The organism is Parasphingomonas halimpatiens, from assembly GCF_036663795.1.
Lineage (GTDB): Bacteria > Pseudomonadota > Alphaproteobacteria > Sphingomonadales > Sphingomonadaceae > Sphingomonas.
The window spans coordinates 1-25,558 of sequence record NZ_JAXOJP010000009.1; the positions used below are offsets into that span (position 1 = coordinate 1).

General features: G+C 64.6%; 32 protein-coding genes and 2 riboswitches. Of the genes, 24 read left to right on the forward strand and 8 right to left on the reverse strand.

The genetic code is table 11. The features are described from left to right. Positions 1–125 precede the first annotated feature (125 nt). Positions 126–293: a YegP family protein gene (locus U1839_RS11195; RefSeq protein WP_332803723.1), complete on the forward strand. Its 168-nt coding sequence runs from the start codon at positions 126–128 to the stop codon at positions 291–293. 179 nt (positions 294–472) lie between these two features. Here the strand turns inward: U1839_RS11195 and rnhA are convergent, their stop codons facing one another. Genes rnhA through ispH form a run of 3 tightly spaced genes read right to left on the reverse strand, consistent with a single transcriptional unit; the run spans position 473 to position 2,833 of the window. Then, positions 473–919: a ribonuclease HI gene (gene rnhA / locus U1839_RS11200; protein ID WP_281125405.1), complete on the reverse strand. Its 447-nt coding sequence runs from the start codon at positions 917–919 to the stop codon at positions 473–475. Beyond that, positions 916–1,872, reverse strand: a complete 957-nt coding sequence (thrB, locus tag U1839_RS11205) for a homoserine kinase (protein ID WP_332803724.1) — start codon at positions 1,870–1,872, stop codon at positions 916–918. Before thrB ends, rnhA begins: the two co-directional genes overlap by 4 nt. Before the next feature lie 4 nt (positions 1,873–1,876). Further along, a complete protein-coding gene (gene ispH, locus U1839_RS11210; protein ID WP_332803725.1) occupies positions 1,877–2,833 on the reverse strand; it encodes a 4-hydroxy-3-methylbut-2-enyl diphosphate reductase in 957 nt (318 codons plus the stop codon). A 120-nt stretch (positions 2,834–2,953) separates the two neighbouring features. Here ispH and U1839_RS11215 point away from each other — a divergent pair, with 120 nt between their 5' ends. From U1839_RS11215 to U1839_RS11245, 7 genes are all read left to right on the forward strand, one after another. Next, positions 2,954–3,595: a hypothetical protein gene (locus U1839_RS11215; protein WP_443030608.1), complete on the forward strand. Its 642-nt coding sequence runs from the start codon at positions 2,954–2,956 to the stop codon at positions 3,593–3,595. Between the two features lie 46 nt (positions 3,596–3,641). Then, positions 3,642–3,833 (forward strand): hypothetical protein, encoded by a 192-nt coding sequence (locus U1839_RS11220; protein WP_332803726.1) that lies wholly within the window; start codon positions 3,642–3,644, stop codon positions 3,831–3,833. A gap of 130 nt (positions 3,834–3,963) precedes the next feature. Further along, positions 3,964–4,058: riboswitch (glycine riboswitch) on the forward strand. Continuing rightward, positions 4,059–4,156: riboswitch (glycine riboswitch) on the forward strand. It begins immediately after the preceding riboswitch. Positions 4,157–4,213: 57 nt separating this feature from the next. Beyond that, positions 4,214–5,359, forward strand: coding sequence for a glycine cleavage system aminomethyltransferase GcvT (gene gcvT, locus U1839_RS11225; protein ID WP_332803727.1), 1,146 nt, complete (start codon positions 4,214–4,216; stop codon positions 5,357–5,359). Further along, on the forward strand, positions 5,359–5,730 hold the full coding sequence (gcvH, locus tag U1839_RS11230; protein WP_332803728.1) for a glycine cleavage system protein GcvH: 372 nt from the start codon (positions 5,359–5,361) through the stop codon (positions 5,728–5,730). Before gcvT ends, gcvH begins: the two co-directional genes overlap by 1 nt. A 43-nt stretch (positions 5,731–5,773) precedes the next feature. Continuing rightward, positions 5,774–7,132 (forward strand): aminomethyl-transferring glycine dehydrogenase subunit GcvPA, encoded by a 1,359-nt coding sequence (gene gcvPA / locus U1839_RS11235; RefSeq protein WP_332803729.1) that lies wholly within the window; start codon positions 5,774–5,776, stop codon positions 7,130–7,132. Then, positions 7,129–8,697 carry an aminomethyl-transferring glycine dehydrogenase subunit GcvPB gene (gcvPB, locus tag U1839_RS11240; RefSeq protein ID WP_332803730.1) on the forward strand — a complete coding sequence of 523 codons (1,569 nt, stop codon included), beginning with the start codon at positions 7,129–7,131 and terminating at the stop codon, positions 8,695–8,697. Before gcvPA ends, gcvPB begins: the two co-directional genes overlap by 4 nt. 60 nt (positions 8,698–8,757) lie before the next feature. Further along, positions 8,758–9,162, forward strand: coding sequence for a CcdC protein domain-containing protein (locus U1839_RS11245; protein ID WP_332803731.1), 405 nt, complete (start codon positions 8,758–8,760; stop codon positions 9,160–9,162). A 3-nt stretch (positions 9,163–9,165) separates the two neighbouring features. On the opposite strand, the gene U1839_RS11250 is transcribed toward U1839_RS11245, so the two are convergent. After that, positions 9,166–10,080, reverse strand: coding sequence for a DMT family transporter (locus U1839_RS11250; protein WP_332803732.1), 915 nt, complete (start codon positions 10,078–10,080; stop codon positions 9,166–9,168). A 35-nt stretch (positions 10,081–10,115) separates the two neighbouring features. On the opposite strand from U1839_RS11250, the gene proS reads away from it, so the two are divergent. Next, positions 10,116–11,648: a proline--tRNA ligase gene (gene proS / locus U1839_RS11255; protein ID WP_332803733.1), complete on the forward strand. Its 1,533-nt coding sequence runs from the start codon at positions 10,116–10,118 to the stop codon at positions 11,646–11,648. A 7-nt stretch (positions 11,649–11,655) separates the two neighbouring features. Beyond that, positions 11,656–12,240: a hypothetical protein gene (locus U1839_RS11260; RefSeq protein WP_332803734.1), complete on the forward strand. Its 585-nt coding sequence runs from the start codon at positions 11,656–11,658 to the stop codon at positions 12,238–12,240. A 48-nt stretch (positions 12,241–12,288) separates the two neighbouring features. Here U1839_RS11260 and U1839_RS11265 read toward each other — a convergent pair whose 3' ends face one another. The 4 genes from U1839_RS11265 to U1839_RS11280 all read right to left on the reverse strand — a co-directional run bounded on the left by U1839_RS11265 (position 12,289) and on the right by U1839_RS11280 (position 15,709). Further along, positions 12,289–12,738 carry a glycine zipper 2TM domain-containing protein gene (locus tag U1839_RS11265; RefSeq protein WP_332803735.1) on the reverse strand — a complete coding sequence of 150 codons (450 nt, stop codon included), beginning with the start codon at positions 12,736–12,738 and terminating at the stop codon, positions 12,289–12,291. 80 nt (positions 12,739–12,818) lie between these two features. After that, a complete protein-coding gene (gene trhO, locus U1839_RS11270; protein WP_443030609.1) occupies positions 12,819–13,763 on the reverse strand; it encodes an oxygen-dependent tRNA uridine(34) hydroxylase TrhO in 945 nt (314 codons plus the stop codon). Further along, complete coding sequence (gene glpD, locus U1839_RS11275) at positions 13,745–15,205, reverse strand: glycerol-3-phosphate dehydrogenase (protein WP_332803736.1); 1,461 nt, start codon at positions 15,203–15,205, stop codon at positions 13,745–13,747. Before glpD ends, trhO begins: the two co-directional genes overlap by 19 nt. 63 nt (positions 15,206–15,268) lie before the next feature. Beyond that, positions 15,269–15,709, reverse strand: coding sequence for an NUDIX domain-containing protein (locus U1839_RS11280; protein ID WP_332803737.1), 441 nt, complete (start codon positions 15,707–15,709; stop codon positions 15,269–15,271). Positions 15,710–16,052: 343 nt separating this feature from the next. On the opposite strand from U1839_RS11280, the gene rpsL reads away from it, so the two are divergent. From rpsL to rpmC, 14 genes are all read left to right on the forward strand, one after another. After that, the gene (gene rpsL, locus U1839_RS11285; RefSeq protein WP_019516007.1) at positions 16,053–16,424 is read left to right on the forward strand and encodes a 30S ribosomal protein S12; all 372 of its coding nucleotides are present in this window, start codon (positions 16,053–16,055) and stop codon (positions 16,422–16,424) included. A 57-nt stretch (positions 16,425–16,481) separates the two neighbouring features. Beyond that, complete coding sequence (rpsG, locus tag U1839_RS11290) at positions 16,482–16,952, forward strand: 30S ribosomal protein S7 (protein WP_281125388.1); 471 nt, start codon at positions 16,482–16,484, stop codon at positions 16,950–16,952. Between the two features lie 96 nt (positions 16,953–17,048). Then, positions 17,049–19,124: an elongation factor G gene (gene fusA, locus U1839_RS11295; RefSeq protein WP_332803738.1), complete on the forward strand. Its 2,076-nt coding sequence runs from the start codon at positions 17,049–17,051 to the stop codon at positions 19,122–19,124. 77 nt (positions 19,125–19,201) lie between these two features. Then, positions 19,202–20,395, forward strand: coding sequence for an elongation factor Tu (gene tuf, locus U1839_RS11300; protein WP_332803739.1), 1,194 nt, complete (start codon positions 19,202–19,204; stop codon positions 20,393–20,395). Between the two features lie 108 nt (positions 20,396–20,503). Continuing rightward, a complete protein-coding gene (gene rpsJ / locus U1839_RS11305) occupies positions 20,504–20,815 on the forward strand; it encodes a 30S ribosomal protein S10 (protein WP_034161642.1) in 312 nt (103 codons plus the stop codon). A 206-nt stretch (positions 20,816–21,021) separates the two neighbouring features. Continuing rightward, complete coding sequence (gene rplC, locus U1839_RS11310) at positions 21,022–21,777, forward strand: 50S ribosomal protein L3 (RefSeq protein WP_281125384.1); 756 nt, start codon at positions 21,022–21,024, stop codon at positions 21,775–21,777. A 2-nt stretch (positions 21,778–21,779) separates the two neighbouring features. Next, the gene (gene rplD, locus U1839_RS11315; RefSeq protein WP_332803740.1) at positions 21,780–22,406 is read left to right on the forward strand and encodes a 50S ribosomal protein L4; all 627 of its coding nucleotides are present in this window, start codon (positions 21,780–21,782) and stop codon (positions 22,404–22,406) included. Beyond that, positions 22,399–22,716 carry a 50S ribosomal protein L23 gene (locus U1839_RS11320; protein ID WP_332803741.1) on the forward strand — a complete coding sequence of 106 codons (318 nt, stop codon included), beginning with the start codon at positions 22,399–22,401 and terminating at the stop codon, positions 22,714–22,716. Before rplD ends, U1839_RS11320 begins: the two co-directional genes overlap by 8 nt. Next, complete coding sequence (gene rplB, locus U1839_RS11325) at positions 22,716–23,552, forward strand: 50S ribosomal protein L2 (protein WP_281125380.1); 837 nt, start codon at positions 22,716–22,718, stop codon at positions 23,550–23,552. Before U1839_RS11320 ends, rplB begins: the two co-directional genes overlap by 1 nt. Positions 23,553–23,555: 3 nt before the next feature. After that, positions 23,556–23,831 (forward strand): 30S ribosomal protein S19, encoded by a 276-nt coding sequence (rpsS, locus tag U1839_RS11330; protein WP_281125379.1) that lies wholly within the window; start codon positions 23,556–23,558, stop codon positions 23,829–23,831. Next, a complete protein-coding gene (gene rplV / locus U1839_RS11335) occupies positions 23,831–24,208 on the forward strand; it encodes a 50S ribosomal protein L22 (protein WP_281125377.1) in 378 nt (125 codons plus the stop codon). The genes rpsS and rplV overlap by 1 nt, the downstream gene beginning before the upstream one ends. Further along, positions 24,208–24,903 (forward strand): 30S ribosomal protein S3, encoded by a 696-nt coding sequence (gene rpsC / locus U1839_RS11340; RefSeq protein WP_281125375.1) that lies wholly within the window; start codon positions 24,208–24,210, stop codon positions 24,901–24,903. Before rplV ends, rpsC begins: the two co-directional genes overlap by 1 nt. A 12-nt stretch (positions 24,904–24,915) precedes the next feature. Next, positions 24,916–25,350 carry a 50S ribosomal protein L16 gene (gene rplP / locus U1839_RS11345; RefSeq protein WP_281125374.1) on the forward strand — a complete coding sequence of 145 codons (435 nt, stop codon included), beginning with the start codon at positions 24,916–24,918 and terminating at the stop codon, positions 25,348–25,350. Further along, the gene (rpmC, locus tag U1839_RS11350; RefSeq protein ID WP_332803742.1) at positions 25,350–25,553 is read left to right on the forward strand and encodes a 50S ribosomal protein L29; all 204 of its coding nucleotides are present in this window, start codon (positions 25,350–25,352) and stop codon (positions 25,551–25,553) included. The genes rplP and rpmC overlap by 1 nt, the downstream gene beginning before the upstream one ends. Positions 25,554–25,558 lie beyond the last annotated feature (5 nt).

Sequence of the window (25,558 nt, forward strand, 5' to 3'; positions counted from 1 at the left end):
ATGTTGCCGGCGGGCGGTATCAGTCCAGGCCATCTGCTTCTCCTATCGTCTCGACAACGACGGTGAATCACAACCTACTGATATCGCTCAACCACTTTCCGCTCGGGCTCTAAGGGAGATGAATCATGGCACACAAATTCGTCATCGAGCAGAACAAGGCGGGCGAGTATGTCGCCAAGTTCAAATATAACAGCGAGTTGATCTGGTGGACCGAAGGTTATTCGAGCAAGGCCTCGGCACAGAATGCGATCGATTCGATCCTGAAGAACGGCCCCGGCGCGCCGCAGGAATGATCTGAAAAGCCCGATCCAAGAGCCTGAACCGAAACTCAGCGGGTCGGCCTGACGGTTCTTTTCCGCGCTCGCTTCGTCGCGATCTTGCCGCGATGTAACCACATCGCGGCGGCGACCGCTCCTCGCGAAGCACGAAAAATCCCTCGCCAGCCCTCAACCGCGGAGTTTCGGTTCAGGCTCTAACCGCGCGCGGCGTCCGCCGCGTTGCTTGCCAGCCGGTCAGCCCGTTCATTCTCGGGATGGCCGGCATGGCCCTTGACCCATTGCCAGTCGATGCGGTGCGGCTTGGCTGCTTCGAGCAGCGCCTGCCACAGTTCGGCATTCTTGACCGGCTTCTTGTCGGCGGTGCGCCAGCCGTTGCGCTGCCACCCCTTGATCCATTTGGTCAGCCCATCCATCACGTAGCGGCTGTCGGTCGACAACGTCACATGGCACGGTCGCTTGAGCGCGTTGAGCCCCTCGATCGCCGCCGTCATTTCCATGCGGTTGTTGGTGGTGAGCTTCTCACCGCCCGACAGTTCGCGTTCGGTCGTGCCCGAACGAATCACGACACCCCAGCCGCCCGGTCCGGGATTGCCCTTGCAGGCACCATCGGTGAAGATTTCGACTTTGGTCAGTTCGGTCATGCGAAAAGCGTCGATCCGTAGCGTTCATAATGGTCGAGACGGCGCAGATAGGCGAGCGGATCCTTCCGCGTCACCAGCGCATCGGCGGGGGTGTTGAGCCAGTCCCAGGCGCGGGTCAGCAGGAAGCGGATGCAGGCGCCCTGCGCCAGTGTGGCGAGCGCTGCACGTTCTTCGTCGGCCAGGCCGAAGCTCGCATCATAGCCGGCAATGAGCGCGGCGCCGACCGCAGGGTCGCATGGTACGCCGAGTGCATCGAATGCCCAGGCCGAATGCATCACGGCGAGGTCGTAAGCGCGGATATCGGTGCAGGCGAAATAGAAGTCGATCAGCCCGGTGACGCGATCGCCGAGCATCAGGACATTGTCGGGGAAGAGATCGGCATGGATCGCCGCGTGGGGGAGGCTGGTCGGCCAGACCGCCAGTACACGGCGCAGTGACGACGAGACACGATCGAACAGGCCGGGTTCGATCGAGTCGAGATCGCGCCCGCAGCGCCCGAGCAGCTCGGTCCAGCCGTCAGGGCCGAGCGTGTTGGGTCGTTCGCCGGTGAAATCGGCGAGCCCGGTATGCATCCGCCCCATCGAGGCGCCGGCAGCGTGCGCCTGGGCCGGGGTCGGATGCGACACCGAAACACCGGTGAGGAATTCGATCAGACAGGCGGGCCGGCCTTCCAGCGTGTGAATGACCACGCCATCGCGGTCAGGCAGGGCGCGCGGCACCGGATTGCCCCTTACGGCAAGGTGATCGAGCATGGCCATGAAGAAGGGCAGGTCGGCGGCCGATACGCGCTTTTCGTAGAGCGTGAGGATAAACCGCCCGGTCGTCGTGTCGACGAGATAATTGCTGTTCTCGACGCCCTCGGCGATGCCCTTCGCCGAGACGAGTTCGCCATGATCGAAGCCCGCCAGGAAGCGCGCCAGCGCCTCCGCCGATACCTGCGTGTAGACGGCCATCGGCTCAGGCGGCGATTTCGAGGCCGCGCGGCAGCTTGAACGAGATCGTCTCGCGGGTCGCCTCGACCTCCTGCTCGTTGATCGTGAAGCGCTCGGCGAGCTTGGTCACCAGCTCGCGCACCAGCAATTCCGGTGCGGAAGCGCCGGCGGTAATGCCGAGCGTCCTCACACCGTCGAGGAACGCAGGGTCCAGGTCGCCAGCGCGTTCGATCAAGCGCGCCCGGGTGCCCTGTCGTTCGGCGACTTCGGCGAGGCGCAGCGAATTCGACGAATTGGGCGCGCCAATCACCAGCATGGCGTCGCACCGGCTTGCGATCGCCTTGACCGCGGCCTGGCGGTTCGACGTCGCGTAGCAGATGTCCTCGCCGCGCGGCGCCTCGATCGACGGGAAACGGCGCTGCAAGGCGGCGACCATATCGGCAGTGTCGTCGACCGACAGCGTCGTCTGGGTAAGAAAGGCGAGGTTGGCGACGTCGGTGGGCGCGAGGTGCGCGACATCCTCCAGCGTTTCGATCAGCGTCATGGAGCCGGCCGGCACCTGGCCGAAGGTGCCGATAACCTCGGGATGGCCGGCATGACCGATGAAGAGGATGTGACGACCCGCCGCGACGAGACGCTCCGCCTGGCGATGAACTTTGGAGACCAGCGGGCAGGTTGCATCAAGATAGGCGAGGCCGCGACCCGCTGCTTCGGCCGGAATTGCCTTGGGAACGCCATGCGCCGAAAACACCACGGTCACGCCCTCCGGCACCTCGTCGAGCTCCTCGACGAAGATCGCGCCTTTCGCTTTCAGCGTGTCGACGACGAACTTGTTGTGGACGATCTCATGGCGGACATAGACCGGCGCACCATATTTCTCGATCGCCAGCTCGACGATCTGGATGGCGCGGTCGACGCCGGCGCAAAAGCCGCGCGGCGCGGCGATCAGCAGGGTCAGCGGGGGCTTGGGAGCGTCGGTCATTGCGCGACGCCCCTACGCGATTGCTTGCGCCCGTGAAAGGCGCTTCCTATGGTGACCATCGTTCCGGGGCCGATGCGATATGCTTGCGGCCCCTTCCTGTGTGATAAGGTGCGTGTGCCCGTGACAGCCTGGAAATCAGCCCTTCCCCTCGTGCTTCTGCTGGCGGCGGGGTGTCGGCATGCCGGCGAGCTCGACGAAACGGGCGGTATCACCGCGGTCCGTTCGGCCTGCCCCGCGGTCGCGATTCCCGCGGCGACCGGCGATATCACGCTGTTCGATCCGGCCGGCAGCGTCGATGCGTCGGCGATCGACGTGTCGGCGACGATGACCCATGTGCGCTCGACCTGCTATGATGCGTCCGGGCCGGACATCCAGACGGTGGTGACGTTCGACATCCAGGCGCGACGGACTCGCAGCGACGCGCCGCGCGACGTCAGCTTCCCTTATTTCATCAGCGTCGTGCAGGGCGACAGCGCCGTCGTCGCCAAGCGCATCGGCCATGTCGTGGTGCATTTCGATGCCGGACGCGATCGCGCCACGGCAAGCGGCACGGCAACCTCGGTCGTGTCGCGCGCTGCCGCAACCTTGCCCGACGACGTCCGCCGCAAGCTGACCGAGAAGCGCAAGGCCGGCGACCAAGATGCCGCGACCGACCCGCTGACGCGCCCGGAAATCCGCCAGGCGGTGCTGCGCGCGACCTTCGAGGCGCTGGTCGGTTTCCAGCTCACCGAGGCACAGCTGAAGTATAACGCGACGCGGTGATCCGCTCGCGCATCGGTTCGTCTGCCAAGCCCGAGGATAGGTCGGAATGACGATGCTCGTGTGGAGTTTAGCGGCGTTTGTTGCGGTCGTTTATTGCTTCGCGCGCGGTGTCGTCGACCTGCTAGGCAAAAAATACCTGTGGGGAATCGCCGGTATTGGCAGCGCCCTTATCTTGCTTTTCGTGCCCGTGCAGACCCACGCCGTGAAGATGGATCTGCCGATCAACACGGGGCGCTGAGCGCAACGATCGGGCGATCATTTTCGGGCGAACTCGTCAACAGCGTATTTCTTGCGAAAGGCAGGAACGGGCGATTGACTCGCATGCTGCGGCGCGTCAAACCGGGTGCGTCGATGGCGGGCAACCGTCATGGGCACGCGCGGGAGAGACCCTGGACTTGGAGCCAGGGCGCCGAAGGAGCAACCGCCCCGGAATCTCTCAGGCAACCCGGACCGCGCGCGCCGAATCGACACTCTGGAAAGCGCTCCGCCACGGCGGGGCCACCGAAGGTGTAAGCCGCGCAGGCGGTCAAAGCTCTCAGGTTCCGTGACAGAGGGGGCGGTGGATCAAAGGCCTTTCGGGGCCGTTCTCCGCCGTGGCACCCTCGACACGGAGACGGCATGAGCGACGACGCAACCGACGGCTATATCGACATCGAAACCGAGACGCTGCCGCTCGATGCCTGGCATCGTGCGCGTGGCGCGCGGATGGTGCCGTTCGCCGGCTATCATATGCCGGTGCAGTATGAAGGCATCATGGCCGAGCATCTGTGGACGCGCGACTCGGCCGGCCTGTTCGATGTCAGCCATATGGGCCAGTTGCTGATCAGCGGCGACGGGCTCGACGCGGCGCTGGAAGCGGTGCTGCCGGCCCATGTGAAGGGCCTGGCGCTCGGGCGGATGCGCTATTCGCTGCTGCTCGCCGACAATGGCGGCATTCTCGACGACCTCATGATCAGCCGCTGGCCTGGCGGGATCTACATGGTCGTCAATGGCGCGGTGAAATATGACGACATTGCGCATCTGCGTGAGGAACTGCCCGACGAAATTACCATCAACCAGCTCGATGAGCGCGCGCTCCTCGCCCTGCAGGGCCCGAAGGCGTTCGATGCGCTGAAGCGGCATGTGACGGGCGAATGGCCGCTCGAGGCGCTCAGTTTCATGATGGGTGGTCGTTTCGAACTTGCCGGGGCCGAGGCCTGGATCAGCCGCTCGGGCTATACCGGCGAGGACGGGTTCGAGATTTCGATCGACGCGAGCGAGGTCGAGCGGATCGCCGACCTGTTGTGCGGCGAGCCCGAGGTGAAGCCGATCGGTCTGGGCGCGCGCGATTCGTTGCGGCTTGAGGCGGGCTTGCCGCTTTATGGCCACGATCTCGACGCCGACATCACGCCGGTGATGGCCGATCTCGGTTTTGCACTGTCGAAGCGGCGCCGCGACGGGGGCGGTTTCCCCGGGCATGAGCGCATCATGATCGAGCGTGAACAGGGCGCGGTGATCAAGCGTGTCGGGCTGCTGATCGAGGGGCGCCAGCCGGTGCGCGAGGGCGCCGCCGTGCTCGACCACGACGGCTCCGATGTCGGCAAGGTCACCTCGGGCGGCTTCGCGCCGAGCGTCGGGGCGGCGATCGCCATGGCCTATGTCCCGGCGGCGCTGGCCACACCGGGCAGCAAGATCCAGCTGACGCAACGCGGCAAGGTCCACCAGGCGACCGTCACCGCGATGCCCTTCATTCCCCACCGCTACGTCCGCACAGGAGGCAAGTGATGAGCCGTTATTACACCGAAGATCATGAATGGGTCGATGTCGACGGCGATATCGGGACCGTCGGCATTTCCGAATATGCGCAGGGCCAACTCGGCGACATCGTGTTCGTCGAGGTGCCCGAGGACGGCAAGGCGCTGACCAAGGGCGACGAGGCCGCGGTGGTTGAATCGGTGAAGGCCGCGTCCGAGGTCTATGCGCCGGTGTCCGGCAGCGTGCTCGAAGGCAATGCCGCGCTCGCCGACACGCCAGGGCTCGTCAATGAGGATGCCGAGGGCGATGGCTGGCTCTTCAAGCTGACCTTGAGCGACCCGAGCGAGGTCGAGGAGCTGATGGACGAAGCCGCCTATGAGGCGTTCGTCGCAAAGCTTTGACATTTTTTCCCCTCCCGCTTGCGGGAGGGGAGGAGTGTATCGAATGCGCTACCTGCCCCTCACCGATGCCGATCGCTCGGCAATGCTGTCCGTCATCGGCGCCGCGTCGATCGATGATCTGTTCGTCGATGTGCCTGCCGCGGCGCGGCTCGACGGGCCGATCCGCGAACTGCCGATGCATGCCAGTGAATTGTCGGTCGAACGCCATATGACGACATTGGCGCGCAAGAATCTCGCGGCGGGCGACGCGCCCTTCTTTCTCGGCTGTGGCGCATACAAGCATCATGTACCGGCGAGCGTCGATCATCTGATCCAGCGCGGCGAGTTCCTCACCGCCTATACGCCTTACCAGCCCGAGATCGCGCAGGGCACGCTGCAGATGCTGTTCGAGTTCCAGACGCAGGTCGCGCGGCTGCTCGGCACCGATGTCGCCAATGCCTCGATGTATGACGGCTCGACCGCCTGCTGGGAGGCGATCGGCATGGCGCGCCGGGTGACGAAGCGCGGCAAGGCAATTTTGTCATCAGGGCTTCACCCGCATTATGTCTCGGTCGCGCAGACGATGGCGAAGTTCACCGGCGACCGCCTGGACACTGCCGCGCCGACGCTGGGCGCCGAGACCGATATCGACGGGCTGATCGCGGCGATCGACGACGATACGTCGTGCGTCGTGGTGCAATATCCCGACATCCTCGGGCGGATCGCCGACCTGAAGCCGCTGGCCGATGCCTGCCATGCGAAGAAGGCGCTGCTCATCGCGGTCGTCACCGAGCCGGTCGCCTTGGGCGCGCTGCGATCGCCGGGCGAGATGGATGCCGATATCGTGGTCGGCGAGGGGCAGTCGATCGGCGTCGGGTTGCAGTTTGGCGGCCCTTATGTCGGGCTGTTCGGCTGCAAGGAGAAATATCTGCGCCAGATGCCCGGACGGCTGTGCGGCGAGACGGTCGATGCCGATGGCCGGCGCGGGTTCGTGCTGACGCTGTCGACGCGCGAGCAGCATATCCGTCGCGAAAAGGCGACGTCTAACATCTGCACCAATAGCGGCCTGTGCGCGCTGGCCTTTTCGATCCACATGACGTTGCTCGGCGAGGCCGGGTTGCGCGCGCTGGCGACGACCAATCATCACAATGCGGTGGCTGCGGCCGAACGGCTGGCCCGGGTGCCTGGTGTCCGTCTGGTCAATGACGGCTTCTTCAACGAGTTCACGCTCGAACTGCCGGTCGAGGCACGGCCGGTAGTGCAGCAGTTGGCGCGAAGCGGCATCCTGGCGGGCGTATCGCTCGGCCGGCTCTATCCGGGTGAGGCGGGGTTGGCCAACGGGCTGGTCGTCGCGGTCACCGAGACGGTGACGCCGGAGGATATCGAAACGCTTGCCGTCGCGCTCGAGGTGGTGCTGCCATGACCGTCAATCCGAGCGGCTGGCGCCCGGAGCGCCCCGAATCCGGCCAGCAAGTTGCGCCGACCTTTACCGGCAACAAGGCGCTGATGCTCGAAGAGGCGCTGATCTTCGAGATCGGCTCGACCGACACCAGCGGCGTCGAGGTGGCGGCCCCGGCGTCGACGGCGTCGCGACTGGGTGCGCTTGCGCGCAGCGCGCCGATCGGCCTGCCCGGCCTGTCGGAGCCCGAGACGGTGCGGCATTATACGCGTCTGTCGCGGCAGAATTATGCGATCGATCTCGGGCTGTTCCCGCTCGGCTCGTGCACGATGAAGCACAATCCACGGCTGAATGAGAAGATGGCGCGGCTGCCGGGGTTCGCGGACGTTCATCCGCTCCAGCCGATCGATACGGTGCAGGGCGCGCTGGAGGTGATCCACCAGCTGGCGCACTGGCTGGTCACGCTGACCGGCATGACCTCGGTGGCGATGAGTCCCAAGGCCGGGGCGCATGGCGAACTGTGCGGTATCCTTGCGATCAAGGCAGCGCTGGCGGCGCGCGGCGAGGGGCATCGCAAGACCATCCTCGTGCCCGAGAGCGCCCACGGCACCAATCCCGCGACGGCGGCGTTCGCCGGTTATGCGGTCGAGGACATTCCCGCCAATGCCGATGGCCGGATCGATACCGCCACGCTGCTCGCGCGGCTCGGGCCGGATGTCGCGGGCGTGATGATCACCAACCCCAATACCTGCGGGCTGTTCGAACGCGACCTCAAGACGATCTCGGACGCGGTTCATTCGGTTGGCGGATTCGTCTATTGCGACGGGGCGAATTTCAACGCGATCGTCGGGCGCGTTCGGCCGGGCGATCTCGGCGTCGATGCGATGCACATCAACCTGCACAAGACCTTCTCGACCCCGCATGGCGGCGGCGGGCCGGGGTCGGGGCCGGTGGTGTTCTCCGCCGCGCTGACGCCGTTCGCGCCGCTGCCGGTCGTCGAACGGCAGGGCGACCGCTTCGTGCTGATCGAGGAAGAGACGGCGGGCGAACATCACGGCCAGAGCTTTGGCCGCATGGTCGCCTTTCACGGCCAGATGGGCATGTTCACACGCGCCCTGACCTATATTCTGAGCCACGGCGCGGATGGCCTGCGTCAGGTGGCCGAGGATGCGGTGCTCAACGCCAATTACATCCTGCGCTCGCTCGACAAGACGCTCGATGCACCGTTCGGGGCGGCGGGACCGTGCATGCACGAGGCGCTGTTCTCGGACGAGAATCTCGCCGAGGGCTTCTCGACGATCGACGTCGCCAAGGGGCTGATCGACGAGGGTTATCATCCGATGACGATGTATTTCCCGCTCGTCGTGCACGGCGCGATGCTGGTCGAGCCGACCGAGACCGAAAGCAAGGCGGCGCTCGACCAGTTCATCGGCGCACTGCGCTCGGTGGCGGAGCGTGCCAAGGCGGGCGATGTGAGCCTCAAGTCGGCACCGCATTTCGCGCCGCGCAGCCGGCTCGACGAGACGCTCGCGGCGCGCAAACCGGTGCTGGTGTGGAAGGATCCCGACCTCGCGGTCGCCGCAGAATAGGGCTGGAATGCCGGTGGGTTAGGCTGCTATCACACCCCTGTAGGACAGGGGGCAGATTGCATGCAGGTTCATCAGGCGCCGGGTATCTGGCAGTACATCATCCCGATCGTCATTGCCGGCGTCATCCTGGCGTTTCGCGCGCGGCGCATGACCCAGATGCGGCCATTGAAGATCGAGCGGCTGTGGATCGTGCCGGCGATCTACCTGCTGCTCGTCGCCTTTCTTTACATCAAGGGGCCGCCAAGCCCGATCGGCTGGGCGATCTGCGTCGCGATGCTCGTCGTTGGCGGTGCGATCGGCTGGCAGCGCGGCAAGCTGATGGAAATCCACGTCGATCCTGAAACCCATGCGATCAATCAGAAGGGCTCGTACGCGGCGATGGTCTTTCTCGTCGGCTTGTTCACCATGACCCGGGTCGAAATGTATCTGCGCGCCAAACGTCTGCTGGACGCCGCGCGCGCCTGAACATCAGCCCTGCGCGGAGGCGAGATCGATGCGTTCGCGGTGGAGGCGGTGCTCGCGCCACACGATGTAGAGGCCGCTGGCGATGATCACCGGCGCGCCGAACCAGGTCGCGGTGTCGGGCAGCGCGCCGAACAGCAGCCAGCCGAACAGCGCGGCCCAGACCAGCCCGGTATAGTCCATCGGCACGACCAGCGAGACGGGCCCGGCGCGCAAAGCGGCCGTCATGCACAATTGCGCGGCCCCCCCCGTCATGCCGACGCCGATGAGCAGCAGCCAGGTCGATAGCGCGTGTGGCTGGGCGTAAAAGGCGAAGATGATCCCCAGCGGGGGTACGGAAAGCGCGGAAAACCAGAAGACGGTCGTCGCGGCGCTCTCGGTGCGGCCGATCTGGCGCAGCAGGATCGACACGCCGGCGCTGAGCAGGCCGGCGAGCAGGCCGGTGACGATGCCGAGGCTGGCGATGTGGCCGGTGCCCGGCTGCGTCACGATCACCACGCCGATAAAACCGGCGATCACGGCGCCCCAACGATGCCAACCGGTCGGCTCGCGCAGTAGCAGCGCGCCGAGGATTGTCGCGAAGATCGGCAAAGTAAACTGCAATGTCGTCGCTTCGGCCAGCGGCAGCAGCAGGATGGTCGAGAACATGAAGGCCATGCTGACCAGCCCCAGTGCGGTGCGCGACAGATGCGCGCCGATTCGCGCCGTGCGAATCGAGCCCAATCCGGGTCCCATCACGATCCACAAGGTCACCACCGGCAGCGCAAAAGCCTGACGAAAGAACATCACCTCTGCGAGATGTGCACCGCCACCTTCGGCGAGTTTGATCAGCGCGTTCATGCCGGCGAAGATTGCCGCCGAGACGAGTCGGATCGTCACCGCGAACAGGATTCGGTCTTCATTGTGCGCTGTGCCACCCATTGACCCGCCTTGGGTTGTCGCTAAGCGCTCGTCAAATGATCAAGCACGCCCTCAACGTCACCCGCGAAGCCGATTTCGCCGCCTGGTACCAAGCCGTCATCGCTGAGGCCGACCTCGCCGAGGAGAGCGGCGTGCGCGGGTGCATGGTCATCCGGCCATGGGGTTATGGCATCTGGGAGCGGATCCAGCGTCTGCTCGACGATCGCATCAAGGCCACTGGCCATGAGAATTGCTATTTCCCGCTGTTCATCCCGCTGTCCTATTTCGAAAAGGAAGCGGAGCATGTCGAGGGCTTCGCCAAGGAGATGGCGGTGGTCACGCACCACCGGCTGATCAGCGACGGCAAGGGCGGGCTGGTGCCCGACCCTTCCGCAAAGCTGGAGGAGCCGCTGGTCGTTCGGCCGACGTCGGAGACGGTGATCGGCGCGGCGTTCGCGCGCTGGGTGCAGTCGTGGCGCGACCTGCCGGTGCTGATCAACCAATGGGCAAACGTTGTGCGCTGGGAGATGCGCACGCGCATGTTCCTGCGCACCAGCGAGTTTCTGTGGCAGGAAGGCCATACCGCGCATGCCTCGGCTGAGGAGGCGCGCGAAGAGACGCTCAAGATGCTCGAAGTCTATCGCAGCTTCGCGGAGGATTGCCTCGCGCTGCCGGTGGTCGCTGGCGAAAAGCCCGAGAATGAGCGCTTCCCGGGTGCCGTCGCGACCTATTCGATCGAGGCGATGATGCAGGACGGCAAGGCGCTCCAGGCGGGCACCTCGCATTTCCTCGGCACCAATTTCGCGTCGGCGCAGAATATCAAATTTCAGAACACGAGCGGCGAATTCGAACTCGCCAATACGACGAGCTGGGGCGTGTCGACGCGGATGATCGGCGGCGTGATCATGGTGCATGGCGACGACGACGGCCTGCGCGTGCCGCCGCGGGTGGCGCCGTGGCAGATCGTGATCGTGCCGATGCTGCGCGACCAGCCCGAGGACGCGGCGATCGTCGAATATTGCAAGGGGCTGCAAGCCGAGCTCGCCGCGCAGTCGGCGCTGGGCGAACCGGTGCGCGCGCTGCTCGATCTCAAGCCGGCCAAGGCGGCGACCAAGCGCTGGGGCTGGGTCAAGAAGGGCGCGCCGATCATCGTCGAGGTCGGTGGCCGCGATGTCGCGGGCGGCAATGTCTCGGTGGTGCGCCGCGACCGGCTGTACCGCGAGGACGGCAAGCTCGACAGCGCGATCGTCGCGCGCAGCGATTTCGTCGCCGATGCGGCTGCGATGCTGGGCGATATCCAGGCGGCATTGCACGCCGAGGCGGGTAAGCGGCTGCGTGCCAACATCGCCCAGGCCGAGGATTTCGCGGCGGTGGAGCAGCATTTCGCGGAAGGGGTGAAGAATCCCGGATGGCTCGAAGTGCAATGGTCGAAGCCGACCGGCGCGGCGCTCGATGCGGTGGTCGAGCGGCTCAAGGCGCTCAAGCTGACCGTGCGCAACGTGCCGGTCGATGCGGCGCCGGCAGATGGTCGGTGCGTGTTCACCGGTGAAGCCGCGGTCGAGCGCGTGCTGATCGCGCGGGCTTACTGATTGCGGCGTGTTCGCCGAGGTTCATCTCGCGCGGGTCAAACAGGCCTTTGCGGCACAGTTTACGCCTGAGCGTGACGGTTACGTCTATCGACGCGGGCAGCGGGGGCCGGGAATCCGGGTGACGGTTGCCGAGCGCGATCGCTTCGTCGCGGCGTTCGATCGCGCCATTGTTAGATGGGCTTGGGGCATGGTGCTCGCGACCATCGTCACCCTCGGTGGATTGGCGCTGTTCCCGATCTCGCTGCCGGGCCCCCTGAACGGCGCCGAAGAAGGCGTGGCGACGACGGTGCTGATCGTTTTCTTCATGTCGTCATGGTGGTGGATCCGCGCTGCGCCGGCACGCGCGCTGGATCGCCGGGTGCAGATCGATCAGGGTGTATCGGGTGCCGATTTCCGGCGAGCGTCATTGGTGGCGATGCCGTGGTCGCTACCCGCCGTCGCAGCGCTGTTCCAGATCGCGTTGGTCGTGCGCGTCGCCTGTTTCGAACCAGATCCCTGGGGGCGACAGCAATGGGGCTATTATGCGGTCGCGGCCGTGGGGCTGACGGGCATGGCCGCCCTCGCCTGGTTCAAATGGCGCGCGAGCCGCTGAAGTCGACGGAAGGCGGCGCGGACCTTGCGGTCCGCGCCGTGTTGCGGCTCAGCGGCAGCGCATGTTGCCGCGATCGATCGAGCGGCCAAGCAGCGCACCGCCCGCGCCGCCGAGCAGCGTGCTGAGCGTGTTGCCGCCGATGGCATTGCCGAGCACGCCGCCGGCAACCGCGCCGATCACGAGACCGGTCGTGCCGTCGTTGCGACGGCAATAATAGCGACCGTCATTGCCGCGATAGATGCGGTCGTTGCGGCTGAGGCGACGCTCGCGGTAATTGCCGTTGCGGTAATGGTCGGATGGGTTCCAGTTGCGGTCGTTGCGATCGCCATCCCAGCGATTGTCGTACCCACGACCGTCATTCCCGCGCCGGTCATCGCCGCGCCTGTCGTCGCCGCGCCGATCGTCGTGATGGCGTTGCGCGACGGCGGCAGACGGAACGACCGCCGCTGGCGTGATGACGGCTACGGCCAGCAGGGCCGCGAGAATCTGCTTTTTCATGAAATGTTCCTTGATCTACATCAGCCCAACGCTGGGTGGGCGGAACAGTTGCACGGCGCCGGCATTACATCGGGGTTGGTTTACCGATCGCTCGTCGTTTGCGGTCGGGCGCCGACATGGGCAGTGCCGCGCGCTTCGGCGAGTTTCACCTGGCGATGGCGCTCGGCATAGCCGGCGCGGCGGGCGTCGTCGCGTTCGGCGTGGCAGGCGGGGCAGGATATACCTTCGACATAAAGCGGCGAGGCGCGGTCTTCGGGGCTGACCGGCATGCGGCAGGCGCGGCACAGGCTGTGCGACCCCTGGGTCAGGCCGTGGCCGATCGCGACGCGCTCGTCGAACACGAAGCACTCGCCCTCCCAGCGGCTGTCGCTTGCCGGCACCTGTTCCAGATAGGCGAGGATGCCGCCCTTGAGATGGAGGACCTCGGCGATGCCCTCGGCCTTGAGCAGGGCGGTAGACTTTTCGCAGCGTATGCCGCCGGTGCAGAACATCGCGACGCGGTCCGCTGCGGCGATCTCGTCGCGATGCTGCTCGACCCAGGCCGGAAAGTCGCGAAAGCTCGACGTGGCGGGGTCGACCGCGCCGGCAAAGGTCCCGACCCGCACCTCGTAGTCGTTGCGCGTGTCGATCAGCAGCGTGCCGGGCTGGGCAATAAGCGCATTCCATTCGGCCGGCGCGACATAGTCGCCGGTGCCCTCGAGCGGGTCGAGGTCGGGCACACCCATCGTCACGATCTCGCGCTTCACGCGCACCTTCATGCGCAGGAACGGCATCGTCGCCGCCTGCGACCATTTGACGTCGAGATCGGCGCAACCGGGCAGGGCGCGCAGCGCGGCGACGACATGCTCGATCGCGTCGGGCGCGCCGGCGATGGTGCCGTTGATACCCTCATGGGCGACCAGCAGCGTGCCCCTGATCTCCCTTTCGGTGCACAGGATGGCGAGGCGATCGCGCAATGCCGCGGGGTCGTCGAAGCGCGCGAAACGGTAGAGCGCCGCGACGCGGATCATGCCAGGGCCGTCCATGCCTGTTCGAAGGCGCCGCGCTCGGCGGTGCTGAGTGTCAGGCCTACCTTGCTGCGGCGATCGAGCGCGTCTGCCGCGCTGCGCGCCCATTCGCGGTCGCGCATCCAGCGCGCCTCGATCTCCGTCAGCCCGCCGCCCAGGTCGTTGCCCATGCCGGCTTCGTCCTTCGCGTCATGCAGCATGTCTCCGAGCATCGACCCGTAAGCGTGCGCCATGCGCGCCGAGCGTGCATCGCCGAGGAACGGCCAGGTCAGGCGAACCTGCTCAAGGAAATGATCGAAATCGGCGATTGCTCCGCCCGGAAAGACCCGCATCCGCGTTACCTGATGCGGCTGCACGCCGATTGCCGGGCCGAGCTTGCCCATCGCCTCTTCGGCGAGGTGGCGGGCGGTGGTGATCTTGCCGCCGAACACGCTGAGCAGCGGCGGGCCGCTGGTGTCGAGTTCGAGGACGTAATCGCGCGTCACTTCCTTGGCTTCGCTCGCGCCGTCGTCATAGAGCGGGCGGACGCCGGACCAGGTCGCGGTGACGTCGGCCGGGCTGATCTGTTTGATGAAGTGCGTGTTGATCGCATCGCAGAGATAGGAAATCTCGCCGGCATCGATTTTCGCGTCTTCGGGCGCCTCGACCGGAATGTCGGTGGTGCCGATCTCGGTCTGGCCCTGCCACGGAATCGCGAAGATGATGCGGCGATCAGGCAGTTGCAGGATATAGGCGTGGTCGCCCTCATAGAGTTTGGGCACGACGATATGGCTGCCCTTGACCAGCCGCACGTTGCTCTTCGCATTCACGCCGAGCCGTTCAAGCAGCAAATGCACCCACGGGCCCGCGGCATTGACCATCGCGCGGGCTTCTACCGTCCGACCGTCGGAAAGGCTCGCACGCCAGATGCCGTCCTCGCGTCGGGCGCTCTCCAGCGCAATGCCGGTGATGATCTCGGCACCATTGTCGCGCGCGTCCATCGCATTGAGCACGGTCAGGCGCGAATCGTCGACCTGTGCGTCGGAATAGACGAAGCCGCTGCTGCCGCCCTTCAGCGGCGCGGTGTAGGCGGTGTCGCTCCGCCGCAGCCCACGCGAACGCGCGAGCGACATCTTCCCGCCGAGGAAGTCATAAAGGTACAGGCCGATGCGCAGCATCCACCATGGCCGCAGCGAATTTTCCTGCGGCAGGACGAAGGTGAGCGGACAGATGATATGCGGTGCGGCGTTCACCAGCCGCTCGCGCTCGCGTAGCGCCTCGGCAACGAGCTTGAACTCATAATATTCGAGATAACGCAGCCCGCCGTGAATGAGCTTGGTCGAGGCCGAGGAGGTATGCGCCGCGAGGTCGTCGCGTTCCACCAGTAGGACCTTGAGACCGAGCAACGACGCTTCGCGCGCGATCGCGCAGCCGTTGATGCCGCCGCCGATAATAAGGAGATCGTATGTCACCGCTGTCATATATCCTTCGCGTTCAAGCAAAGCCAAGCGGCATGGCCAAGGCTGCACCAACGGGGTGGCCGCTCACGGTGTAAGCGCCTTGCCAGCCCGCCACCATGCGACATGGCGCCGTACCGATTGCGGGCAGTCATGGGGAAGTGTCTCGGGTGAAAACTCACTGGCGGCCTCGATTTCCAGGCTCTGTCGGAAACGATAGTCCGCGCCGGTGACGATGAAGAGGGCCGGGCCTGTGCAGTTCGGGTCGGCATGGTCGTTGGGCTCGTCGCTCTGGCCGATCGTTGCCCAGCCAACGAGGCCGATTTCCTCGCGCAATTCACGGATGATGCCCTGCTCGGGTGTCTCGCCGCGCTTGAGGCCGCCGCCGGGAAAATGCCAGCCCGCCATATAAGAATGCCGCACGAGCACGATGCGACCGTCCGGAGTGACCACCAGCGCCTTGACGCCCACGCCGCCATTGCCCGTGATCCGCGCGACTCCACTGAGCGTGCGGTAGGCCAGCGTCATCCCAAGACGGCGCCCGAAGGTGAGCCATGGTCTCATCGTCGCGAAGAATCGTTGGCGGCAGGGGCAGGGTGGTGCATGACAGGGTTCGTCCACGGGATGCGTGACGATCCCGCGCGACCCATCTTACCGACGCGGCCCGAGATCAAGTCCCGTGCCGCCATTGACCACGCCCGAGTCACGCTATATAGGCGCGCCCGTCCAGACAGGGCTCGTTCCTTGTCCAGACGCGCTTGAACATTGCTGGATGCACCCGGACCCGGGGGGTCGAAAGGCCGCCGTGGTCCTTTTGCTATTCCCGTTGTTTGGCTCCAGCAAAGTAACCACGTGAAAGGTGAAGGGCTTCATGCCGACGATTAACCAGCTGGTCCGCAAGGGCCGCGATCCGCAGAAGGCCAAGTCCAAGGTCCCTGCGATGGAACAGAACCCGCAAAAGCGCGGTGTCTGCACCCGCGTCTATACGACGACCCCGAAGAAGCCGAACTCGGCTCTGCGCAAGGTGGCCAAGGTTCGCCTGACCAACCAGCGCGAAGTCATCAGCTACATCCCGGGTGAAGGGCATAACCTGCAGGAGCACTCGGTGGTACTGATCCGTGGCGGTCGCGTTCGCGATCTTCCCGGCGTTCGCTACCACGTTCTCCGCGGCGTGCTCGACACACAGGGTGTCAAGGATCGTCGCCAGTCGCGTTCCAAGTACGGCGCCAAGCGTCCGAAGTAAGCCGGTCGGCTCTGATAGCCGACCTCAATATGGCTGAAGTTTAGAAGGAAGATTGAAATGGCACGTCGTCGTCGGCCCGAAAAGCGGGTCATCCTGCCTGATCCCCAGTACGGGGATGAGGTTCTCTCGAAATTCATGAACAGCGTCATGCTCGACGGCAAGAAGTCCGTCGCCGAGCTGATCGTCTATGGTGCGCTCTCGACCGTCGAGCAGCGCGCCAAGAAGGATCCGATCGGCGTGTTCCACGAGGCACTGGCCAATGTGAAGCCGGGCATCGAAGTGCGCAGCCGCCGCGTCGGTGGTGCGACCTACCAGGTCCCGGTCGAGGTGCGCCCCGAGCGCGCCCAGGCTCTGGCGATCCGCTGGCTGATCACGGCCGCCCGTGCGCGCAGCGAGAACACCATGGCGGCCCGCCTGTCGGGCGAACTGCTCGACGCGTCGAACAATCGCGGCAACGCGGTGAAGAAGCGCGAAGACACGCACCGCATGGCCGAAGCCAACCGCGCGTTCAGCCACTACCGCTGGTAGGAGCTCGATCGCCGGCCCTTTTGCCGACGGTTATCATAGCTATATAGTGGAGGGCCGGCGATCCCGGCTCTCCACATTCTCAAGGAAACACCGACCATGGCCCGCAGCCATCCGCTCGACATGTATCGTAACATCGGCATCATGGCCCATATCGATGCCGGCAAGACGACCACGACCGAGCGCATCCTTTACTACACCGGCAAGTCCTACAAGATCGGCGAGGTCCATGAGGGCACCGCGACGATGGACTGGATGGAGCAGGAGCAGGAGCGCGGGATCACGATCACGTCCGCCGCGACGACGTGTTTCTGGAACGATCACCGCATCAACATCATCGACACCCCCGGGCACGTCGACTTCACGATCGAAGTCGAGCGTTCGCTGCGCGTGCTCGACGGCGCCGTGGCATGTTTCGATGGCGTTGCCGGCGTCGAGCCGCAGTCCGAGACGGTGTGGCGTCAGGCCGAGAAGTATCACGTGCCGCGCATGTGCTTCGTCAACAAGCTCGACCGCACCGGCGCGAACTTCAACATGTGCGTCGAGATGATCAAGGACCGCCTCGGCGCGCGTCCGGCGGTACTGTATCTCCCGATCGGCCTTGAGAGCGATTTCAAGGGCCTGGTCGATCTGGTTGAGAATCGCGCGATCATCTGGCTCGAAGAGTCGCTGGGTGCGAAGTTCGAATATCAGGACATTCCCGCCGACCTGGCCGATGCCGCCGCGTCTGCTCGTTCCGATCTGATCGAGATGGCCGTCGAGCAGGACGACGACATCATGGAAGCCTATCTCGAAGGCAATGAGCCTGATGCCGCGACGTTGAAGAAGCTGATCCGCAAGGGCACGCTGAACTTCTCGTTCGTGCCGGTGCTGTGCGGTTCCGCGTTCAAGAACAAGGGCGTGCAGCCGCTGCTCGACGCCGTGGTCGATTATCTGCCTAGCCCGCTCGACGTGCCCGCGATCAAGGGCCTGAGCCTCGACGGCAAGACCGAGGATTCGCGTCCGGCCGACGACAATGCGCCCTTCTCGGCGCTGGCGTTCAAGATCATGAACGATCCGTTCGTCGGCACGCTGACCTTTGCGCGCATCTATTCGGGCAAGCTCGAGACCGCGTCGCAGGTCTTGAACTCGGTCAAGGACAAGAAGGAAAAGGTCGGCCGCATGCTGTTGATGCATGCCAACAGCCGCGAGGATATCCAGGAGGCATTCGCCGGCGACATCGTCGCACTGGCGGGTCTCAAGGATACCACGACGGGCGACACGCTGTGCGCGGCCAACCTGCCGATCATCCTCGAGCGGATGGAATTCCCCGAGCCCGTGATCGAGCTGTCGGTGGAGCCGAAGACCAAGGCCGACCAGGAGAAGATGGGCATCGCGCTCAATCGCCTCGCCCGCGAGGATCCGTCGTTCCGCGTGTCGTCGGATGCCGAGAGCGGCCAGACCATCATCAAGGGCATGGGCGAGCTCCATCTCGAGATTCTCGTCGACCGCATGCGTCGCGAGTTCAAGGTCGAGGCCAATGTCGGCGCGCCGCAGGTGGCGTATCGCGAATATCTCGCCAAGCCGGTCGAGCTTAGCTACACCCACAAGAAGCAGTCGGGTGGTTCGGGCCAGTTCGCCGAAGTGAAGGTCAAGGTCACGCCGGGCGAGCGCGGCACGGGCTTCGTGTTCATCGACTCGGTCAAGGGCGGTAACGTCCCGAAGGAATATATCCCGTCGGTCGAGAAGGGCATGCGCGAGACGGCGCTGACCGGATCGCTGATCGGCTTCCCGATCATCGATTTCTCGGTCGAATTGCTCGACGGCAAATACCATGACGTCGACTCTTCGGCGCTCGCGTTCGAAATCTGCGCGCGTGGTTGCATGCGCGAAGCCGCCCAGAAGGCTGGCATCAAGCTGCTCGAGCCGATCATGAAGGTCGAGGTCGTGACGCCGGAAGATTATCTCGGCGACGTGATCGGCGACATGAACAGCCGTCGTGGCCAGATCCAGGGAACCGACAGCCGCGGCAACGCGCAGACCGTCGACGCGATCGTGCCGCTGGCCAACATGTTCGGCTATGTGAACCAGCTCCGTTCGTTCACCCAGGGGCGCGCGCAGTACAGCATGCAATTCTCGCATTATGATGAAGTGCCTGCCAACGTTGCCGATGAAGTGAAGGCAAAGCTGGCGTAACCTGAAAACACTCGTTATGGCGCCGCGTCCGTGCGGTGCCATAGCGCCCCCGGTATTCGATCAAGAAGGTAGGAAAAATGGCGAAGGCAAAGTTTGAGCGGAACAAGCCGCACCTCAACATCGGCACGATCGGCCACGTCGATCATGGCAAGACGTCGCTGACCGCTGCGATCACGAAGGTTCTGGCCGAGACGACCGGCGGTACGGCCGTCGACTTCGCCAACATCGACAAGGCGCCGGAAGAGCGCGAGCGCGGCATCACCATCTCGACCGCGCACGTCGAGTATGAGACGGCTGCACGCCACTATGCGCACGTCGATTGCCCGGGCCACGCCGATTATGTGAAGAACATGATCACCGGTGCTGCCCAGATGGACGGCGCGATCCTCGTCGTCGCGGCCACCGATGGCCCGATGCCGCAGACCAAGGAGCACATCCTGCTCGCCAAGCAGGTCGGCGTTCCGACGATGGTCGTCTTCCTCAACAAGGTCGATCTCGTCGATGACGAGGAAATCCTCGAGCTGGTCGAGATGGAAATCCGCGAGGAACTGTCGAAGCGTGAATTCGACGGCGACAACATTCCGATCATCCGTGGCTCGGCAACGGCTGCGCTGTCCGGCTCCGACGACAAGCTCGGCAAGGAAGCGATCCTGGCGCTGATGAAGGCGGTTGACGAATATATCCCGCAGCCCGAGCGTCCGCTCGACAAGCCGTTCATGATGCCGATCGAGGACGTGTTCTCGATTTCGGGTCGTGGCACCGTCGTCACCGGCCGCGTCGAGACCGGCATCGTCAAGGTCGGCGAGGAAGTCGAGATCGTCGGCATCCATCCGACCGTGCGCAAGACCACGGTCACCGGTGTCGAAATGTTCCGCAAGCTGCTCGATCAGGGCCAGGCTGGCGACAACGTCGGCGCACTGATCCGCGGCGTGGGCCGTGAAGAGGTCGAGCGCGGCCAGGTGCTGTGCAAGCCCGGCTCGATCAAGCCGCACACCGACTTCTCGTCGGAAGTGTACGTGCTGTCGAAGGACGAGGGTGGCCGTCACACGCCGTTCTTCGCCAACTATCGCCCGCAGTTCTACTTCCGTACGACCGACGTGACCGGCACGATCGAGCTGCCCGAGGGCACCGAGATGGTGATGCCGGGCGACAACGTCGCACTGGGCATCAAGCTTATCGCACCGATCGCGATGGACGTGGGCCAGCGCTTCACCATTCGCGAAGGCGGTCGTACCGTCGGCGCAGGGGTTGTCAGCGCGATCTCGAAGTAATAAAGGACTGCCTTCGCCCGATTCCCTGTAGGGAGTCGGGCGGTTGCCATTTTATGTACACAGCAAGAGCCGTCATCAGGCGGCCCGCTCTTTCGCATCGGTAGGGTTATGGAAACGCAGAATATTCGGATTCGTCTGAAGGCATTCGATCATCGTGTGCTCGATCAGGCCACCGGCGATATCGCCGATACGGCACGCCGTACCGGAGCGCTCATTCGCGGTCCTATCCCCTTGCCGACGCGCATCGAAAAGTTCACCGTCAACCGCGGCCCGCACATCGACAAGAAGTCGCGCGAGCAGTTCGAGGTGCGCACCTACAAGCGTATGCTGGACATCGTTCAGCCGACGCCGCAGACGGTCGATGCGCTGATGAAGCTCGATCTCGCCGCAGGCGTTGACGTGGAGATCAAGCTCGCCTAAGGGGCAACGCGACGCGGTCGACCTTGCGGTCCTGCGACGCACGACAATTTGAGATACCGCTGGCGGCTTCGGCAGCCAGGACAGCGTCTCCCGTCACGTTTCTGCATTGCAGGGACACCCAGCCCGGGACGGGGGCTCGCTTCGCTTTACCGGGCTGACATGCACCTGGGGATGTCCTGCTGGTGCCTCTGTGAGGAGAATGGATCATGCGAACCGGCGTGATCGCGAAGAAAATGGGGATGACCCGCCTTTTCCGGGATGATGGTCGGCATGTGCCGGTTACCGTCCTTTCCCTGGAAGGCTTGCAGGTTGTCTCCGTCCGCGAGAATGAACGTGACGGCTACACCGCCGTCCAGCTTGGCGCTGGCACCGCCAAGGCCAAGAATGTTTCGAAGCCGCAGCGTGGCCATTTCGGCAAGGCCGAAGTGGAGCCCAAGGCGAAGCTGGTCGAATTCCGCGTTTCCGAGGATGCGATTCTCGATGTCGGCGCGGAAATTTCAGCCGACCATTATGTTGCCGGCCAGATCGTCGACATCCAGGGCGTCACCCAGGGTAAGGGTTTCCAGGGCGGCATGAAGCGCTGGGGCTTCGGTGGTCTTCGCGCCACCCACGGCGTCTCGGTCTCGCACCGTTCGCTCGGTTCGACCGGTCAGCGCCAGGATCCGGGCAAGGTCTTCAAGAACAAGAAGATGGCCGGCCATATGGGCGACAAGAACCGCACCCAGCAGAATCTCGAGATCGTCGGCACCGACGTCGAGCGCGGCCTGATCTTCGTGAAGGGCTCCGTGCCCGGCTCGAAGGGTGGCTGGCTGATCGTCAAGGACGCGGTGAAGATCGCGCGCCATGCCGAGGCTCCGTATCCCGCCGGCCTGAAGGCCGCTGCGAACAGCAACAACGCACCCGCCGAGACACCCGCCGAGACGGTGGATGCTCCCGAAGCGGCCGAAGGCCAGGAGGGCTGAACGTGAAGGTCAAGGTTCAATCCTTCGACGCCAAGGCAGCCGCTGCCGATGTCGAGCTCAGCGACGAGGTCTTCGGCCTCGATCCCCGCGCCGACATTCTGCACCGCGTTGTCACCTGGCAGCTCGAAAAGCGTCGTGCGACCGCACGTGGCACGCGTGAGCGCGCCGACGTTGCCCGCACCGGCAAGAAGTTCGGTCGCCAAAAGGGCGGCGGTACCGCGCGTCATGGCGATCGTCGCGCTCCGGTGTTCATCGGTGGTGGTAAAGCACATGGCGCGCGCGTCCGTGACTTTAATCCGTCGCTGAACAAGAAGATCCGCGCGCTGGGTCTGAAGATGGCACTGTCGAGCCATGCCAAGGCTGGCTCGCTGATCATCATGGACAGCCTGACGGTCAAGGACGGCAAGACCAAGGCGCTCACCGCCGATCTCGCCCGGCTCGGCTTCGGCAAGGCGCTGGTGATCGACGGCGATATGGTCGAGAACAGCTTCGCGCTCGCCGCGGGCAACCTGTCGCAGATCAATGTGCTGCCGGCCGCCGGCGCCAATGTCTACGACATCCTGAAGCATGACACGCTGGTGCTGACGCGCGCTGCGGTCGAGAAGCTGGAGGCGCGCTTCCATGGCTAAGAAAGCAAAGACGTCGGTCGACATCCGTCATTATGACGTGATCGTCGCACCGCACATCACCGAGAAGGCCACGTTGCTTTCCGAGCAGAACGCGGTCGTGTTCAAGGTCGCGAACGACGCCACCAAGCCTGAGATCAAGGCTGCGGTCGAGGCATTGTTCGGGGTCAACGTCACGAACGTCAATACGATCGTCCAGAAGGGCAAGACCAAGAAGTGGAAGGGCGCGCCGTATCGCCGCTCTGACATCAAGAAGGCGATCGTCACCCTCAAGGATGGCCAGTCCATCGACGTGACGACGGGGATTCAGTAATGGCTCTCAAGCATTATAATCCGACCAGCCCGGCACGACGCGGACTTATCCTCGTCGACAAGTCGAGCCTGCACAAGGGCGGCCCGATCAAGGCGCTGACCGAAGGCAAGCGCAAGACCGGCGGGCGCAACAACAAGGGTCACGTGACCTCGCGCGGCATCGCCGGCGGCCACAAGCAGCGTTATCGCATCGTCGATTTCAAGCGCCGCAAGTGGGACGTCGAAGGCACCGTCGAGCGGCTGGAATATGATCCGAACCGCACCGCGTTCATCGCCCTGATCAAGTATCCGGACGAAGAGCTCGCCTATATCGTCGCGCCGCAGCGTCTCGCCGTCGGTGACAAGGTCATCGCCAGCAAGAAGACCGACGTGAAGCCGGGCAACGCGATGGAACTGGGCCAGATGCCCGTCGGCACGATCGTCCACAATGTCGAGATGAAGCCCGGCAAGGGTGGTCAGCTCGCACGTTCGGCCGGTACCTATGTGCAGATCGTCGGCCGCGACAAGGGCATGGTTATGGTTCGCCTCAATTCGGGCGAGCAGCGTTACATCCACGCCAATTGCATGGCGACGGTGGGCGCGGTGTCGAACCCCGACAACCAGAACCAGAACCTCGGCAAGGCCGGACGCAGCCGCTGGATGGGCAAGCGCCCGCTGACCCGCGGCGTCGCCAAGAACCCGGTCGACCATCCGCATGGCGGTGGTGAAGGCCGGACCTCGGGCGGCCGTCATCCGGTCACCCCATGGGGCAAGCCGACCAAGGGTGCACGCACCCGTCACAACAAGTCGACCGACAAGATGATCATCCGGTCGCGTCACGCCAAGAAGAAGGGCTAACCCATGGCTCGCTCCGTCTGGAAGGGTCCGTTCGTGGACCTTCACCTGCTCAAGAAGGCAGAAGCCGCGCAGGACGCCGGTGGCCGCGCTCCGATCAAGACCTGGTCGCGTCGCTCCACCATCCTGCCGCAGTTCGTCGGTCTCACGTTCAGCGTCTACAACGGCCGCAAGTTCGTGCCCGTCTCGGTCAACGAGGACATGGTCGGCATGAAGCTCGGCGAATTCGCGCCGACCCGGTTCTTCCCGGGTCATGCGTCGGACAAGAAGGGCAAGCGCTGATGTCTAAACCAGCATCCCCCCGCAAGGTCGGTGACAAGGAAGCCTTGTCGGTCGGCACGCAGATCCGTGGTTCGGCGCAGAAGCTTAACCTCGTTGCGGGCCTGATCCGCGGCAAGAAGGTCGGCGACGCGATGAACATCCTGGCCTTCTCGACCAAGGGCATGGCGATCGACGCGCGCAAGGTTCTCGCCTCGGCGATCGCCAATGCGGAAAACAACCACAATCTCGACGTCGACGCGCTCGTCGTCGCCGAGGCGTCGGTCGGCAAGTCGATCACGATGAAGCGTTTCGCCACGCGTGGTCGCGGCAAGTCGACCCGCATCCTCAAGCCGTTCAGCCGTCTGCGCATCGTCGTGCGCGAGCAGGAAGAAGCATAATGGGTCAGAAGAGCAATCCGATCGGCCTGCGCCTGCAGATCAACCGCACCTGGGACAGCCGTTGGTACGCCGACGGTGCTGACTATGGTCGCCTGCTGCTCGAGGATCTGCGGATCCGCAAGTACATCGTCGAGACGCTGCCGCAGGCCGCCATCTCGAAGGTCGTCATCGAGCGTCCGGCCAAGCTGTGCCGCGTCTCCATCTATGCCGCGCGCCCCGGCGTGATCATCGGCAAGAAGGGCACCGACATCGAGAAGCTTCGCAGGAAGCTCGGTTCGATGACGTCGTCCGACGTGTCGCTGAACATCGTCGAGATCCGCAAGCCCGAAGTCGACGCCAAGCTCGTCGCGCAGGGCATTGCCGATCAGCTCGAGCGTCGTATTGCCTTCCGCCGCGCCATGAAGCGTGCGGTGCAGTCGGCGCTGCGGCTCGGAGCCGAGGGTATCCGCGTCGCTTGTGGCGGTCGTCTCGGCGGCGCCGAGATCGCGCGTTCGGAGAGCTATCGCGAAGGTCGCGTGCCGCTCCATACGCTGCGCGCGAACATCGATTATGCCGAAGCCACCGCACACACATCCTATGGGGTGTGCGGCGTGAAGGTTTGGGTCTTCAAGGGCGAGATTCTCGGCCATGACCCAATGGCGCAGGACCGGCTGATGATGGAGGCGCAAACCTCCGGCGTCCGTCCGGCCCGCTAAGGAACACGAGACATGCTGCAACCAAAACGCACCAAGTTCCGCAAGGCCTTCAAGGGCCGCATCCATGGCGATGCCAAGGGTGGCGCGGCGCTCAACTTCGGTTCCTACGGGCTGAAGGCGATGGAGCCTGATCGTATCACCGCGCGCCAGATCGAGGCCGCGCGTCGTGCGATCACCCGCCACATCAAGCGCCAGGGCCGCTTGTGGATCCGCATCTTCCCGGACGTTCCGGTTTCCGCCAAGCCTGCCGAAGTCCGCATGGGCAAGGGCAAGGGTTCGCCGGAATTCTGGGCTGCACGGGTCAAGCCGGGCCGCATCCTGTTCGAGCTCGACGGTGTCGACGGCCCGCTGGCCGCCGAAGCCTTCAGCCGCGCGGCGATGAAGCTGCCGATCAAGACCAAGGTGGTGGCGCGTCTCGGCGACACCTCGCACCTGGGAGGCGAATAGTGAGCCGCATCGACGACATTACCGCGAAGACCGACGACCAGCTGGGCGACGAGCTCAGCAATCTGAAGCGCGAGGCCTTCAACCTCCGTTTCCAGGCCGCCACCAACCAGCTCGAAAAGCCGAGCCGGGTGCGTGAGGTCCGTCGCGACATCGCCCGCATCAAGACCGTGCAGAACGCTCGTACGCGTTCGGCCACGAAGTAAGGAAC

Bases quoted from the DNA above. Each gene is read 5' to 3' on its own strand.
- U1839_RS11195 (WP_332803723.1), top strand. From the start codon at position 126: ATGGCACACAAATTCGTCATCGAGCAGAACAAGGCGGGCGAGTATGTC.
- rnhA (WP_281125405.1), bottom strand. From the start codon at position 919: ATGACCGAACTGACCAAAGTCGAAATCTTCACCGATGGTGCCTGCAAG.
- thrB (WP_332803724.1), bottom strand. From the start codon at position 1,872: ATGGCCGTCTACACGCAGGTATCGGCGGAGGCGCTGGCGCGCTTCCTG.
- ispH (WP_332803725.1), bottom strand. From the start codon at position 2,833: ATGACCGACGCTCCCAAGCCCCCGCTGACCCTGCTGATCGCCGCGCCG.
- U1839_RS11220 (WP_332803726.1), top strand. From the start codon at position 3,642: ATGACGATGCTCGTGTGGAGTTTAGCGGCGTTTGTTGCGGTCGTTTAT.
- gcvT (WP_332803727.1), top strand. From the start codon at position 4,214: ATGAGCGACGACGCAACCGACGGCTATATCGACATCGAAACCGAGACG.
- gcvH (WP_332803728.1), top strand. From the start codon at position 5,359: ATGAGCCGTTATTACACCGAAGATCATGAATGGGTCGATGTCGACGGC.
- gcvPA (WP_332803729.1), top strand. From the start codon at position 5,774: ATGCGCTACCTGCCCCTCACCGATGCCGATCGCTCGGCAATGCTGTCC.
- gcvPB (WP_332803730.1), top strand. From the start codon at position 7,129: ATGACCGTCAATCCGAGCGGCTGGCGCCCGGAGCGCCCCGAATCCGGC.
- U1839_RS11245 (WP_332803731.1), top strand. From the start codon at position 8,758: ATGCAGGTTCATCAGGCGCCGGGTATCTGGCAGTACATCATCCCGATC.
- U1839_RS11250 (WP_332803732.1), bottom strand. From the start codon at position 10,080: ATGGGTGGCACAGCGCACAATGAAGACCGAATCCTGTTCGCGGTGACG.
- proS (WP_332803733.1), top strand. From the start codon at position 10,116: ATGATCAAGCACGCCCTCAACGTCACCCGCGAAGCCGATTTCGCCGCC.
- U1839_RS11265 (WP_332803735.1), bottom strand. From the start codon at position 12,738: ATGAAAAAGCAGATTCTCGCGGCCCTGCTGGCCGTAGCCGTCATCACG.
- trhO (WP_443030609.1), bottom strand. From the start codon at position 13,763: ATGGACGGCCCTGGCATGATCCGCGTCGCGGCGCTCTACCGTTTCGCG.
- glpD (WP_332803736.1), bottom strand. From the start codon at position 15,205: ATGACAGCGGTGACATACGATCTCCTTATTATCGGCGGCGGCATCAAC.
- U1839_RS11280 (WP_332803737.1), bottom strand. From the start codon at position 15,709: ATGACGCTGGCCTACCGCACGCTCAGTGGAGTCGCGCGGATCACGGGC.
- rpsL (WP_019516007.1), top strand. From the start codon at position 16,053: ATGCCGACGATTAACCAGCTGGTCCGCAAGGGCCGCGATCCGCAGAAG.
- rpsG (WP_281125388.1), top strand. From the start codon at position 16,482: ATGGCACGTCGTCGTCGGCCCGAAAAGCGGGTCATCCTGCCTGATCCC.
- fusA (WP_332803738.1), top strand. From the start codon at position 17,049: ATGGCCCGCAGCCATCCGCTCGACATGTATCGTAACATCGGCATCATG.
- tuf (WP_332803739.1), top strand. From the start codon at position 19,202: ATGGCGAAGGCAAAGTTTGAGCGGAACAAGCCGCACCTCAACATCGGC.
- rpsJ (WP_034161642.1), top strand. From the start codon at position 20,504: ATGGAAACGCAGAATATTCGGATTCGTCTGAAGGCATTCGATCATCGT.
- rplC (WP_281125384.1), top strand. From the start codon at position 21,022: ATGCGAACCGGCGTGATCGCGAAGAAAATGGGGATGACCCGCCTTTTC.
- U1839_RS11320 (WP_332803741.1), top strand. From the start codon at position 22,399: ATGGCTAAGAAAGCAAAGACGTCGGTCGACATCCGTCATTATGACGTG.
- rplB (WP_281125380.1), top strand. From the start codon at position 22,716: ATGGCTCTCAAGCATTATAATCCGACCAGCCCGGCACGACGCGGACTT.
- rpsS (WP_281125379.1), top strand. From the start codon at position 23,556: ATGGCTCGCTCCGTCTGGAAGGGTCCGTTCGTGGACCTTCACCTGCTC.
- rplV (WP_281125377.1), top strand. From the start codon at position 23,831: ATGTCTAAACCAGCATCCCCCCGCAAGGTCGGTGACAAGGAAGCCTTG.
- rpsC (WP_281125375.1), top strand. From the start codon at position 24,208: ATGGGTCAGAAGAGCAATCCGATCGGCCTGCGCCTGCAGATCAACCGC.
- rplP (WP_281125374.1), top strand. From the start codon at position 24,916: ATGCTGCAACCAAAACGCACCAAGTTCCGCAAGGCCTTCAAGGGCCGC.